Source organism: Synechococcus sp. ROS8604, from assembly GCF_014279655.1.
Classification (GTDB): domain Bacteria; phylum Cyanobacteriota; class Cyanobacteriia; order PCC-6307; family Cyanobiaceae; genus Synechococcus_C.
Genome location: NZ_CP047946.1, coordinates 264,620 through 277,370 on the forward strand (window position 1 = coordinate 264,620; position 12,751 = coordinate 277,370).

Annotated in this window: 11 protein-coding genes; all 11 read left to right on the forward strand. The window is 44.3% G+C overall.

Annotation, left to right across the window (positions count from 1 at the left end; all coding sequences use genetic code 11):
- The first annotated feature begins 57 nt into the window (after positions 1-57).
- The 11 genes from SynROS8604_RS01265 (at position 58) to SynROS8604_RS01315 (ending at position 12,699) form a co-directional block, all read left to right on the forward strand.
- Positions 58-1,200 carry a glycosyltransferase gene (locus SynROS8604_RS01265; RefSeq protein ID WP_255445124.1) on the forward strand — a complete coding sequence of 381 codons (1,143 nt, stop codon included), beginning with the start codon at positions 58-60 and terminating at the stop codon, positions 1,198-1,200.
- Positions 1,201-1,510: 310 nt separating this feature from the next.
- Entirely contained in the window at positions 1,511-2,284 is a 774-nt protein-coding gene (gene rfbF, locus SynROS8604_RS01270; protein ID WP_186544859.1) for a glucose-1-phosphate cytidylyltransferase, read from the forward strand.
- A complete protein-coding gene (gene rfbG / locus SynROS8604_RS01275; protein ID WP_186545736.1) occupies positions 2,281-3,357 on the forward strand; it encodes a CDP-glucose 4,6-dehydratase in 1,077 nt (358 codons plus the stop codon). The genes rfbF and rfbG overlap by 4 nt, the downstream gene beginning before the upstream one ends.
- Positions 3,358-3,393: 36 nt before the next feature.
- Entirely contained in the window at positions 3,394-4,887 is a 1,494-nt protein-coding gene (gene rfbH / locus SynROS8604_RS01280) for a lipopolysaccharide biosynthesis protein RfbH (protein ID WP_186544860.1), read from the forward strand.
- 232 nt (positions 4,888-5,119) lie between these two features.
- Entirely contained in the window at positions 5,120-5,968 is an 849-nt protein-coding gene (locus SynROS8604_RS01285; protein WP_186544861.1) for an NAD(P)-dependent oxidoreductase, read from the forward strand.
- 19 nt (positions 5,969-5,987) lie between these two features.
- On the forward strand, positions 5,988-7,046 hold the full coding sequence (locus SynROS8604_RS01290) for an SDR family NAD(P)-dependent oxidoreductase (protein WP_186544862.1): 1,059 nt from the start codon (positions 5,988-5,990) through the stop codon (positions 7,044-7,046).
- 168 nt (positions 7,047-7,214) lie between these two features.
- Positions 7,215-8,204 (forward strand): glycosyltransferase family 2 protein, encoded by a 990-nt coding sequence (locus tag SynROS8604_RS01295; protein ID WP_186544863.1) that lies wholly within the window; start codon positions 7,215-7,217, stop codon positions 8,202-8,204.
- Positions 8,191-8,757, forward strand: coding sequence for a DapH/DapD/GlmU-related protein (locus tag SynROS8604_RS16150; protein ID WP_186544864.1), 567 nt, complete (start codon positions 8,191-8,193; stop codon positions 8,755-8,757). Before SynROS8604_RS01295 ends, SynROS8604_RS16150 begins: the two co-directional genes overlap by 14 nt.
- A 54-nt stretch (positions 8,758-8,811) precedes the next feature.
- Positions 8,812-9,651 carry a glycosyltransferase family 2 protein gene (locus SynROS8604_RS01305; RefSeq protein WP_186544865.1) on the forward strand — a complete coding sequence of 280 codons (840 nt, stop codon included), beginning with the start codon at positions 8,812-8,814 and terminating at the stop codon, positions 9,649-9,651.
- Positions 9,648-10,895 carry a glycosyltransferase WbuB gene (locus SynROS8604_RS01310; RefSeq protein WP_186544866.1) on the forward strand — a complete coding sequence of 416 codons (1,248 nt, stop codon included), beginning with the start codon at positions 9,648-9,650 and terminating at the stop codon, positions 10,893-10,895. Before SynROS8604_RS01305 ends, SynROS8604_RS01310 begins: the two co-directional genes overlap by 4 nt.
- Before the next feature lie 376 nt (positions 10,896-11,271).
- The gene (locus SynROS8604_RS01315) at positions 11,272-12,699 is read left to right on the forward strand and encodes an undecaprenyl-phosphate glucose phosphotransferase (protein ID WP_186544867.1); all 1,428 of its coding nucleotides are present in this window, start codon (positions 11,272-11,274) and stop codon (positions 12,697-12,699) included.
- Positions 12,700-12,751 lie beyond the last annotated feature (52 nt).

The following is a 12,751-nucleotide window of genomic DNA, read 5'->3' on the forward strand; positions in this document are numbered from 1 at the left end:
TAATTTTGGTGTTCCATTTCTCATTTTCGTATGAAGTTGCTTCGTGTTGTCCGCTCAATGGATCCGTCTGCTGGTGGTATCTCAACTGGAATTAGAGAAATGCACCAGCCCTTAAGAAATAATGGTTTTGATGTCAAAATCTTGTGCTTTGATGATACGGACTCGCCTTGGTCTAACGATCTAAATGGTGATTTAATATGCATGGGTCGTATAAATAATAAATATGGCTATAGAATTGGATTGTTGTCTGAAATCAGACGAATAGCTAGACGTTTTGATGTCGCGATTGTTGAAGGAATTTGGAGTTATCATTCCTTTGCATGTTGGAGAGTTTTTTGTGCAATCGGCCTGCCATATTTTGTCTACACCCATGGCATGCTTGATCCATGGTTCAAGCGCACGTATCCGATTAAGCACTTAAAGAAATCGGCCTATTGGCCTTGGGCAGATTACAACGTGCTACGTGACGCCGAAGCTGTTTTTTTTACCACAGAGCAGGAGCGGTTGCTGGCTCGAGATTCGTTCTGGCTTTATAAGGCCAAAGAAAAGGTAGTGGGCTACGGCACCTCTCCACCACCATCTGATGTACGCGCTCAGAGGATTGCGTTTATGGAGCGTTTCCCCCATCTGCGCGGTCAACGTATTCTACTTTTTCTCAGCCGCATCCATCCGAAAAAAGGTGTCGATCTATTGATAGAAGCCTTTGCTGCCATTGCCTTCAGTGATCCTGCTTTGCAGCTTGTGATAGCTGGGCCTGATCAGGTGGATTTGCAGGCAGGCCTCCAACAACGATCAGCAGAGCTAGGCATTGCCGATCGCATAAGCTGGCCAGGTATGCTCAGTGGCGACCTTAAGTGGGGCGCTTATCGCTCAGCCGAACTGTTTTGCTTGCCTTCGCATCAGGAAAACTTCGGCGTTGTTGTAGCCGAAGCCTTGGCTTGTGGGTTGCCTGTAGCAATCTCTGAGCCGGTGAACATTGCTGCTGATGTGGCACAAGCTGGCGCAGGAATCGTTCATGTCGATACAGCTTTAGGCACCGAAGAAGCTCTTAGGCAGTGGTTGGCAATGACACCAATGGCGAAGGTTGAGATGGCTGAGCGTGGCCGACAATTGTTTTTTGAGCGCTTTGATTTTGCTTCTGTAGCTAAGAATATATTGCCACTTTTGGAAGAAGCAGTTCTTGAGGCTTCTCGGAAATAATATTGTTTAGTATCATCATTGTTGGCTATAGTAATTGCCCAAAATCGTTTCGCTCGGTAACCGCTGATAGCTGAATAGGGTCTCAATAACTTTACTCCATTTGTGTTCTTTGTTTTCAGTGGAGAATAGGCGTATGTGCTTTTGGTAGATGTTTGGTTCATTGGTTTTCGATTCATGATCATGTCTTTATTGTTTAGCCCACCTAAGGCGCCTTAATAAGTTTTGAGGAAACTTGCTTTGCTTTATTGGGTTATTTCAGTTTTCTCTAATTTGTTGCTGAATCTTTTTTTTGATCTTTTCCTTTTGAAAAATGAAAGCAGTATTATTAGCTGGTGGATTAGGTACTCGCATCAGCGAAGAAACCTCAATCAAGCCAAAGCCTATGGTCGAAATTGGAGGTAAGCCGATTTTATGGCACATCTTGAAAATCTACAGTTCTTTTGGCATTAATGAGTTCATTATTTGCTGTGGTTATAAGGGGTATGTGATTAAGGAGTATTTTGCCAACTACTTTTTGCATATGAGTGACGTTACATTTCATATGAGATTGAACTCAATGGAAGTGCATCATAAAAAAGCTGAGCCTTGGCAAATAACTCTGGTTGACACGGGTGAATTAACGATGACAGGCGGTCGTCTAAAACGTGTCGGAGATTATCTCGGGGATGATGATTTTTGTTTTACTTATGGCGATGGTGTTGCAGATGTTGATATTAAATCATTAATTGAGCATCATCGGCAACATGGTCGAAAAGCGACTGTGACTGCAGTACAACCACCGGGTCGATACGGAGCTTTGCAACTCAGTGACGATTGTAGGGTTGACGGTTTTCAAGAGAAACCTCAAGGCGATGGTGGTTGGATCAATGGTGGTTTCTTCGTTTTAAATCCTAGTGTTTTGGATTACATTGAAGATGACACAAGCGTTTGGGAGCAGGATCCACTCAAGAACTTAGCCAGAGAGGGACAACTCACTGCGTTTCATCACGATGGTTTTTGGCAACCAATGGATACTCTGCGAGACAAGCAATTACTTGAGAAACTGTGGTCAGAAGGCCGTGCCCCTTGGAAAAGCTGGACATGATTGCTAACAATTTTTGGTCAGGCCGTCGGGTCTTGCTCACAGGTCATACTGGATTCAAGGGAAGTTGGTTGTTTCTATGGCTTCAGCAACTTGGGGCTGATGTTTTTGGATACTCACTGGCACCTGACTCAAAACAAAATTTATTTGATTTTGTCAGTTTTGCTTATCCTGATTTTTTAGAAAACCAGCATTGTTTATCAAATCTTACTGATCTTGATACCCTTAAGGATTGGGTTCAATTCGTGCAACCCGATATAGTTTTTCATCTTGCAGCACAACCGTTGGTTCGAGCAAGCTATGAAGATCCTCTGGGTACTTGGTTGACTAATGTTCAAGGAACACTTAATTTATTGGAGTCTTTAAAGTCACTAAAAAAACCTTGCTCTGTTGTTTTGATTACTACGGATAAGGTCTATCAAAATAGAGAATGGTCTTATGGTTATCGTGAAACTGATCGATTAGGTGGTCACGACCCCTACAGCGCAAGTAAAGCTGCTGCTGAAATTGCCATCTCTAGTTGGCGATCCAGTTTTTGCGGTAATGCTTCACATCAGACTCCTTACTTACGTATCGCAACAGCTCGTGCGGGTAATGTGATTGGAGGTGGTGATTGGGCCAAGGACCGGATCATTCCTGATGCGATTCAAGCTTTAGAGCATGGAACGCCGGTCCCTGTTCGAAATCCAGCTTCGACTCGTCCATGGCAACATGTACTCGAGCCTCTCGCCGGATATCTACGATTGGCAGAAGTTTTGACTTCTGACTCTTCTCCACCTTGTGAATCGTTCAATTTTGGACCGCATTTAGAGAGTAACCGCCCTGTAAGCGAATTATTGGAATCTATCCTGTCCCATTGGTCAGGAGAATGGGTTGATAAAAGTGATCCGCAATCACCTCACGAGGCGGGATTGCTCCATCTACAAATCGACAAGGCCTATCATTATCTCGGTTGGTCGCCGCGTTGGAATTATGCAACGACTGTCGAGCGCACTGTTACCTGGTACCGAAATGTTCATCAGGGTCTATCTCCATTGGACTGCTGCATAGCTGATCTCCAGGCATATCAAACTTGAGTCTTTAATCACACAATTTTTTCTCTTTCTATCGCTATGTCCGATCCCACAGCCTTACGTCAAGAGATTTTGCGTCTTACCCGTGAGTATTCACGCCAGGTGCATTCTTCATTTCGACCGGCCTCTGATCCATCTCGTCAACCATGGACAGCCGGTAATCCCATTCCTTATGCAGGTCGTGTGTTCACAGAAGATGAGGTTGAAGCAGCTGTCTCCACAACGCTTGATTTTTGGCTGACACTAGGCACTGAGGGAGAAGCCTTACAAAAGGAACTTGCCAAGTTTATTGGTGTACGCCATAGCCTGCTTGTGAATTCTGGTTCTAGTGCGAACCTGGTCGCCATATCTGCTCTTACCTCACCCAAATTACCGAGCGATCGTCGAATTAAACCTGGTGATGAGGTGATTACTGTTGCCGCTGGTTTTCCAACAACAGTTTCCCCCATTTTGCAGGTGGGTGCGGTGCCAGTGTTCATTGACGCTGACCCGATTACTGGAAATGCACGTTGTGAACAGCTTGAGGCCGCCTACAGCCCAGGGAAAACCAAGGCCGTCATGATGGCCCACGCATTGGGCAATCCATTTGATTTGGCCACCACAGTTGGTTTTTGTCGTCAACACGGCCTTTGGCTTGTGGAAGACAACTGCGATGCTTTGGGTTGTACCTACTCGATGCCGCGTGAACTAGCAGAAAGCCTGGGTTTCAAAGAAAACAGTCCCGGGTTGGATGAAGGGCCTGATCGGGTTGTGCGTTGGACAGGAACCTGGGGCGACATCAGCACTCAGAGTTTTTATCCTCCCCATCACCTCACGATGGGAGAGGGCGGAGCCGTCAATATCGTTCGTGATCAGAAGCTAAAGGTGATTGCGGAAAGTTTTCGGGACTGGGGGCGTGACTGTTGGTGTCCTAGCGGCATTGATAACACGTGCAATAAGCGCTTTGGCTGGCAACTTGGTGAGTTACCCGAGGGCTACGACCACAAGTACACCTATAGCCATCTTGGATTCAATCTCAAACCACTGGATCCTCAGGCAGCCATTGGTCGGGTACAACTTCAACGGCTTCCGGAGTTCATCGAGGCCCGCAAACAGAACTGGGAAGTTTTGCGGAAGGGGCTGGCCGACCTTGAGGATGTGTTGGAATTTGCCCTGCCTACCCATTCAACCGGTTGGGATCCGGACGAGGGTTTTAGCTGGGATAGCACCGGTTGCCGTACGGAATGTTCCTGGTTTGGCTTCAAGTTAGCTGTGAAGCCAGGAGCACCGTTTAGTCGTACGGAGCTGGCGCAGGAGTTGGACCGAAACATGATCGGTAACAGAATGCTGTTTGGTGGCAATCTGGTGCGTCAGCCTGCGTTTGTGCAGTTGAGGCAGGAGCGCCCAGAATCGATGCGTTTAATAGGTGATTTGGCAGATTCCGATGTTATTATGAATACTACTCTTTTTCTAGGAACGTATCCAGGATTGACGCTAGATATGCTTAATAAAGAGGTTGATGTGATCAATGCTTTTGCGACTGTTAATGTCTAATTCGTTTGCCGTATATTGAAACCCCCGCCTTCTCACTCTTATTATATTTTTAAGACATTTTTATTGATTGGTCTATATAATTTCTCTTGTTGCTCCTTTTTCAATGTTCAGATGTCTCTACTGCAGAACCCTTTTCTTATTCGCTTGTCTACTTTTTCCTTATTCCTCCATTGCCTTTCTTGAATTGACATAGTTTTTTGTTAAGATTATTCCTTTTTTGCCTTGGAAATTTATGCGTCTACTGATTACAGGTGGGACGGGTTTTATTGGCTCTTATGTTCTGTCCGCTGCGATGCATGCAGGTCATGATGTTTTAGCTTTAAGACGTAATTCCACTTCTACCACAGTCATTCCTCTTGAAACTCATCCTGAATGGCTTAATTGTGAGCTTGCAGACGTTGATAGATCTGTTTTGAAGGATATTGATGTATTGATTCATCTTGCAGCTACTGGTGTTAGCCCTAAGCCTGCTAGCTGGAGTGATTTAGTAAATACTAATGTGTCTCTTAGTTTGCGCCTTATGGAATTAGCTGCTGATGCTGGTGTCAGACGATTTATAGCAGCGGGTACCAGTCATGAATATGGAGCAACCGCAGAATTATTCAGTTTAATTCCTCCCAATGCAGCGCTTGAACCACTAAATGCCTATGGTGCAAGTAAAGCATGTTCCTTTCAATTATTGAGAGCTTTCGCCATCCAAAATAAGCTTGAATTGTTCTACGGTCGGCTTTTTAATGTTTACGGCATCGGCCAATTTTCCGGAAACTTTTGGCCTTCTTTACGTCATGCTGCTCTCAACAAGAAAGATTTTCCAATGACTTCTGGAGATCAAGTTACAGATTTTATGTCTGTTTCTTCAGCCGCCTCTCACTTTATAGAAGCGTGTCATCGTTCCGACATAAAATCTGGTTCACCATTAGTTGTTAATATCGGTTCTGGGGATTCAATGTCTCTTTTGCAATTTGCAACTACACAATGGGAATCATTTGGTGCTATTGGGAGTCTCTTGCCAGGATCTATCCCTTCAAGGTCTAATCAGATCATGCGAATGGTACCAGATTTAATTGGTCTTCATTTTTAAACCTTATTATTGCCCTAACATGAAAGTACTTATTACCGGCGGATGCGGTTTTCTCGGTTCAAACCTCGCTGCGCACTACCTTTCTAAACAATGTCAAGTTATAGTCATTGATGGCCTCTTTAGACTAGGGTCTTCTGATAATCTTTCTTGGCTTGCACAAAAGGCTGCGTCTCATAACAGTTCTTTTGATTTTGTTCAAGGTGATATAGCTGATAATGAGGTTGTATTATCAGTTTTTCGTAGATACGGACCTTTTGATTTCGTAGTACATGTTGGTGGACAAGTTGCTATGACCACCTCATTATCGGATCCTTCCCGAGATATGTATACTAATGTTGTTGGTACTTTTAACATATTAGAGGCTGTAAGACTACACTCACCTAATGCTTTACTTGCTTACAGTAGCACTAACAAGGTGTATGGTGATCTTGAGCACCTTCGCTATGAGGAAACTTCGACGCGCTATAAATTGCCCGACTTTCCTAATGGTTTAGATGAGAACCTCCCCTTGGATTTTTCAACACCTTACGGATGCTCTAAGGGATCGGCTGACCAATACGTGCGCGATTGGTCACGCGTTTATGGTTTGAGTACTGTCGTATTCAGACATTCATCCATATTCGGAGGCCGTCAATTTGCATCTTTTGATCAAGGATGGATTGGTTGGTTTTGTAAAAAATCTATCGAACAGATGAAATCTTTTGAGTCTAATGCTTCTCCTGAACCATTTACTATTGCTGGTACAGGAAAGCAGGTTAGAGATGTTCTTCATGTGGATGATTTGATAACTCTCTATTCGTCGGCTTTCGAGAACAAGTCCAAACTAAATGGTGAAATCTTTAATATTGGAGGTGGTTTTGATAACTCTCTTAGTTTACTAGAGCTGTTCTCATTATTATCTGATATTAACCGTATTCCACATCTTCAATTTATTTCTACTCCACGTCGTGCAAGTGACCAAGACTGTTTTATTGCTGATATTCGTAAAGCACATCAGATTTTGGGCTGGGCACCCAAAGTTTCATGTCAGCAAGGTGTCTCAAACATGGTGGAGTGGACAAAATCGCTTTCATTTTGATAATTTCTTAAAACTCTATTTTGCTATTGGTCATCCGATAATTCTTTTAGTTTTCACATGATGGATTTAAATTGAGCCATGTTTTTCTAATCTTTTATTGTTTCTAGATCCCTACCCCCTGGTTTTTCTCCTGATTGGTAAATCTTATTCGTTTTCTTTTTTAACTTTATGGTTTCTTCGATTCTTTTGAGTGTGGTTATTCCAACTCTAAACAGATCTGATTTATTACGCGAAACTCTTTCTAGGATTTTAATTCATTATCCGGTAGGAGATCCTCGTATTGAATTTATTGTTGTCGATAATGCATCTGATGTTGAGGTGGAACCCTTAATAAACGATTTTTATTCAAGTTTTTGTAATAAACTTCATTGTGTTCGATTTGAGAACCGTGTGGATATTGTTAGCAGCTTTAAACGGTGTGTCCAATCAGCAAAGGGTGCCTTTGTTCAAATATTTGGTGATGATGATCTCCCCTGTGGGCTTGTTGGTTATCAATTACTAAATTCTATTTCTTCCCATAATCCACGTCTTATTTATCTAAATCGTTTTATTGGTGATGAGTATTTAGAGTCTGCTGGTGAAATTGCTCATCCCAACGATGTTTCTAAGTCTATATTTTCTATGCCTTTGTCTGACTTTATTGATTGTTATAATCATTGGCCGGGCTTCATTACTTCTCTTGTATTTTCTAGGCTTGCATGGGAGAGTGGTTTAAAAGTCAATTGTAAGGAATATCCAGGGTATACTTTTTTGGATTTTCTTTTTCGCTCTCCAGAAATTGACACTGTTCTTGTTTTTGGTGAACCATCAATCATTCAGAGGCGAGGCTCGCAGTCATGGAAGAAATACTGGCCATTGTATTGGTATTTGGGTTGTAGTCAACTTTTATCCGATCTTGACTCTGATGGAATATCAAAATCATCTCTCAAAACTTGGTTAAGTAATGAGATTAAAACAAAAAATTTAATCGTTGACCTGCTTATTGCTAAGTCTTACCCCTCTGTATATGATAAACAATTTTGGAGGTATATCAGGAATCTTTTCTCTCATTCTTTTTTGTTGAGTGCTGTTGTTTATTTGATATCTTTATTGCCTTCATCGGTATGCTTCTCCCTTTTAAAGCTTTCTCCTAATAAATCTAAGTATGGGCTCACTTAATGTTGACAAAAAGGTTGATTTGCTAGGCAGCAATGATCCTAAGCCTTTGAAGCAGTTATGTATGAGATTTGCATGGAGTTTTTTCTCGGTACTTGTGTTTGCCTTGCCTGGACGACAGCTTTCGTTTGTTCGTGTTTTTCTACTTCGATTGTTTGGCGCTACTATTGGGAAAAAGGTCTTAATTTGTTCTGGAGTCCATGTCTGGTTCCCGTGGAAACTTAAAATAGGTGATTTTTCAGCAATAGGCAGATCCGTAGAAATTTATAATTATGGTTTCGTTGAAATCGGCTCGAATACAGTAATTTCTCAATATTCATATCTTTGTACAGCTTCGCATGATTATGTATCTCGTACAATGAATTTTTACTCAAAACCTATCATAATTGGTCAATATGTCTGGATAGCTGCCTATGCAATGATTATGCCAGGAGTTCATGTTGGAGACGGATCTGTTATTGGGGCTCGCAGTGTCCTCACTAAGAGTTCTGATCCTTGGCTTGTTTATTCTGGTTTGCCCGCCAAGAAAATTAAGCCTAGAAATCTTTGCAATTAATTACATATAGGTTCTTGTTCCTTATTAATCTTTTCGCTCTGCCTACGTTTTGATATGAATTCAGTTTCTGTTTTAATTCTCACAAAAAATGAAGAGCAAGATTTGCCGGGATGTCTTGCATCCGTGGCATGGTGTAACGATATCGTTGTTTATGACTCTTGCAGTACAGACCGCACTCATGACATTGCTGTCTCATCAGGTGCGCGTATTATTGAGCGACCCTTTGACAATTGGGCATCGCATCAAAATTGGGGATTGCGCAACATTGTATTCCGTAATGCCTGGGTTTTTTATATTGATGCTGATGAACGGTTAACTCCAGAAGCTGCTACTGAGCTTGTAGCTATTGCAAACAGTAATAATTCATCAGTGGCTTACCGTATCCTTAGGCGTGATTTCTTTCGGGGTCGACACTTGCGGTATGTGCAAACATCTTCTTGGTATATACGTTTTTTTCGACCTGAGTTTTTGCGTTATGAGCGTTTGGTGAATCCCGTTACTATTGTTGATGGTGAAATTGGTAATTTACATTATCATTTGGATCACTTTCCTTTTTCAAAGGGACTCAGCCATTGGATAGCTCGCCATAATTCATATAGTACCTTTGAGGCTGAGCAGATTATTCAAAATAGATCTCATAGAGAACCATTTAACCTTTTAGCATCCTTTTTCGAGCGAGATTTCAATAAGCGACGTTATCACCAAAAGGAGCTTTTTTATCGACTTCCTGCTCGTCCACTAATTAAATTTTTTCTTCTTTATTTTCTCAAGCGAGGATTCCTGGATCGGGGTCCTGGATTTACCTACGCTCTGCTTCAGTCAATATATGAATTCATGATCGTACTCAAGGTACAAGAGTTGAAGCAATTTAAAAAATCTGAGACATCATCTTGAAAATTCTTCTCTACGCCCTCAACTATTACCCTGAACCTGTTGGTATTGGCAAATACAGCGGTGAGTTAGGGAGCTGGTTCTCATCTCGTGGTCATGAAGTACGTGTGATTACAGCGCCTCCCTACTTCCCCTCTTGGCGAGTTAGTGGTGGTTATTGCAATAGCTTTTATCTTGAGCACCTCTGTGGCGTGAGAGTTCGTCGTTGCCCCCTCTGGGTCCCGCGACGCCCTAGTGGACTCACCCGCCTACTTCATCTCGCCAGTTTCGCGCTTGCCAGTCTCGGGCCGCTTCTCGCCCAGCTCAGATGGCGACCCGATGTGGTGATTAGCGTCTCACCGGCCTTCTTCTGTGCTCCAGGGGCTTTACTCCTTGGGCGCTTGTGCGGTCTAAGCACGATCACTTGGCTGCACATTCAGGATTTTGAGTTAGATGCTGCCTTTGAGTTAGGCCTGCTCAAAGGTAGGTGGCTTCGAGGATTGGCGGAAACCTGGGAGCGCCGTACCCTCAGAGACTTTATGCGGGTGAGCAGCATCAGTACTGCCATGGTGCAACGGCTTGAGTCGAAGGGTGTTACTTCTAGCGACTGTGCTTTGCTCCCGAATTGGGTGGACCTTGAGAACATCTGCCCTCAGCAAGAAGTATCTCGCTTGCAGAATCCTTACCGTCGAGAACTTGGCATTAGTCGCGACCAGTTAGTGCTGATGTATTCGGGATCGATGAACAAAAAGCAAGGTCTAGAATTATTAGGTGAAGTAATTTGTCATCTCGCTGATCTCCCTCAGTTGGTATGGCTCTTAGCTGGTGAAGGGCCGACGAAAGCTGATTTGGTGCGTGCCACAGAAGGCGTTTCAAATGTTATCCACCTTCCGCTTCAGCCAGCTGAACGAATGAATGATTGGCTCAATGCAGCAGACATTCATTTACTGCCCCAGAAAGCTGCTGCGGCTGATCTGGTTTTGCCTTCGAAGCTCCTCGGCATGCTTGCCAGTGGCAGGCCTGTTGTCGCCACCTCGACTGCCGGCAGCGAATTGGCTGAGCTTGCTTCAGAGGCCGGTGCCTGTACAACGCCTGGAGATGCTGATGCTTTCTCAGATGCTTTACGCCAGTTGATTTCTGATTCTGAGCAACGGCTGATGGCCGGGAAGCGTGCCAGAAAGCTTGCGGAAGATCGTTTTGGGAAGGAAGCTGTGCTGAGGCGCTTTGAGTGGCAATTGTTGGATTTGGTGGCATCTAGGAGTTCTTAATCATTGGTTTTATTGGTATTTACTACCGCTTCTGTGTTTGAGAGTACTCAGCCAATGCATGCTTCAAGTTTGATTCTGATTGGTTTTCGTTTCTGGCTATATACCTTGCTTGTGTTGATTGCTACGGACTTAATGTTTCAGTGGCTCTTATGGTTTTGGGGTCTTTAAGTTTTTGACCTATTGGTTTTGCTCTTGCGCTTCTCCTGGTGATTAGGAAGGCATGCTGGAAGCCGTCGATTTGGCTTTTTGCTTGCCAAGGTAAATGGTTTTTGGTCTGTTTATGCATGGGCGCCTGCTGTGTTGATATTTGGGCTTAAGGTCATGTGCTGTCCTTGATGACACCATCTTTGTTTTGTGAGTTGATCTTGTGCCTGAAATGGAGCAAAAAAAGGGAAGCGGAGTAAAGAATGGTTTGCTTCGCCTTCACGGCCAAGATGTTTCCCGATTGCAGCGGATTCTTGATCCGCTGGTTGTTATTGGCTTATTCCTTTTGTTTGCTGGCGACCACCGCTTCCAAACGCCGATCGTATCGGTTCCTTTTTGGGTTTTAGTTGCTATTGGATCCATTCTTTTGCTGCCTCGAGCTGGTCTCTATACCAGTTATCGCAGTCGATCCTTGCGCTTGTTGATTCGGCGCATCACGTCGAGTTGGCTGTTGTTTCTCGGCCTGATGTTGTTGGTAACCTATTTTAATAAAAGTACGGCTGCATTTTCTCGAATAGACACCACGCTTTGGGCGTTTTGTGGATGGTTGTGGTTAGTCTTTTCGCACGTTGTGCTGCGCAAATTGTTGCGTAAGTACCGGAGCAGTGGTGGCAATAGTCGTACAATTGTTTATTGGGGTGAACCTGCAGCTGCCCTTTCGTTTGTGAGACAACTTGATCAAAACTCTTGGATGGGCTTGAGGCTTGTTGCTTGGTTCATGCCAGATTTATTAGGAGATTGGCCTGAATCTGCCCAGGATTTGCCTCAGCCCCTGGGTGGGGCCACGGAGATGCGTGAGTGGTTGAGTCACAATCAAGTGGACATGATCGTGTTTAGTCATACCGCAAGACCTGGTGTCTCGATTGAAAGGATGTTGCATCTTTTTGGTGATACCGCCACGCCGGTGATTTATGCACCGAAATGGGCGAATAACAGTATGCAGCTTCAATTGGATGTGATCGGCGAGCAGCCTGTGGTTCGGCTCTGGGGCCAGGAGCGTTCCTTGTCTGATTGTCAGCTCAAGCGGTGCCTCGATTTGATTTTGACCGGTATTGGAGTGGTGCTGATTGCTCCCTTATTGCTTCTCATTGCCATTGCCGTAAGGCTCAGCAGTCCAGGGCCGATTCTTTACAAGCAAGATCGTTATGGCCTGGATGGCAAGCGGTTCAAATGCTTGAAGTTCCGCAGCATGCGTGTCCTTGATTCCGCTGATCAGGCTGTTGTGAAGCAAGCCACCGCTGATGATCCACGCATCACTCCAGTTGGACGTTTTTTGAGGCGCTGGAGCCTCGATGAACTGCCTCAGCTGTTCAATGTCCTGAAAGGGGACATGAGCCTGGTTGGCCCCAGGCCCCATGCCGTTCAGCACAACGAGCTCTATCGCAAGGTGATTCCTGGTTATATGCAACGGCATGCCTTCAAGCCCGGAATCACCGGTTTGGCGCAGGTGAGTGGTTGGCGCGGTGAAACACGCAATCTCTCAGAGATGGAGAATCGCATCCATGCCGATCTCCGTTATCAGCGTGACTGGAGCCTCAAGCTCGATATCAAAATCCTGATCAAAACCTTCCTTCGCCTTCGCTCGGGGAATGCCTATTAAGTGGAACAGTTGTCCGCCAGATCCGTTGGCCTGGTTTTGGTTGCGAAAAACC

Coding starts and splice junctions, on each gene's coding strand:
- SynROS8604_RS01315 (WP_186544867.1), top strand. CDS start 11,272: ATGGAGCAAAAAAAGGGAAGCGGAGTAAAGAATGGTTTGCTTCGCCTT.
- SynROS8604_RS16150 (WP_186544864.1), top strand. CDS start 8,191: ATGGGCTCACTTAATGTTGACAAAAAGGTTGATTTGCTAGGCAGCAAT.
- rfbF (WP_186544859.1), top strand. CDS start 1,511: ATGAAAGCAGTATTATTAGCTGGTGGATTAGGTACTCGCATCAGCGAA.
- SynROS8604_RS01290 (WP_186544862.1), top strand. CDS start 5,988: ATGAAAGTACTTATTACCGGCGGATGCGGTTTTCTCGGTTCAAACCTC.
- SynROS8604_RS01285 (WP_186544861.1), top strand. CDS start 5,120: ATGCGTCTACTGATTACAGGTGGGACGGGTTTTATTGGCTCTTATGTT.
- rfbG (WP_186545736.1), top strand. CDS start 2,281: ATGATTGCTAACAATTTTTGGTCAGGCCGTCGGGTCTTGCTCACAGGT.
- rfbH (WP_186544860.1), top strand. CDS start 3,394: ATGTCCGATCCCACAGCCTTACGTCAAGAGATTTTGCGTCTTACCCGT.
- SynROS8604_RS01295 (WP_186544863.1), top strand. CDS start 7,215: ATGGTTTCTTCGATTCTTTTGAGTGTGGTTATTCCAACTCTAAACAGA.
- SynROS8604_RS01305 (WP_186544865.1), top strand. CDS start 8,812: ATGAATTCAGTTTCTGTTTTAATTCTCACAAAAAATGAAGAGCAAGAT.
- SynROS8604_RS01265 (WP_255445124.1), top strand. CDS start 58: ATGGATCCGTCTGCTGGTGGTATCTCAACTGGAATTAGAGAAATGCAC.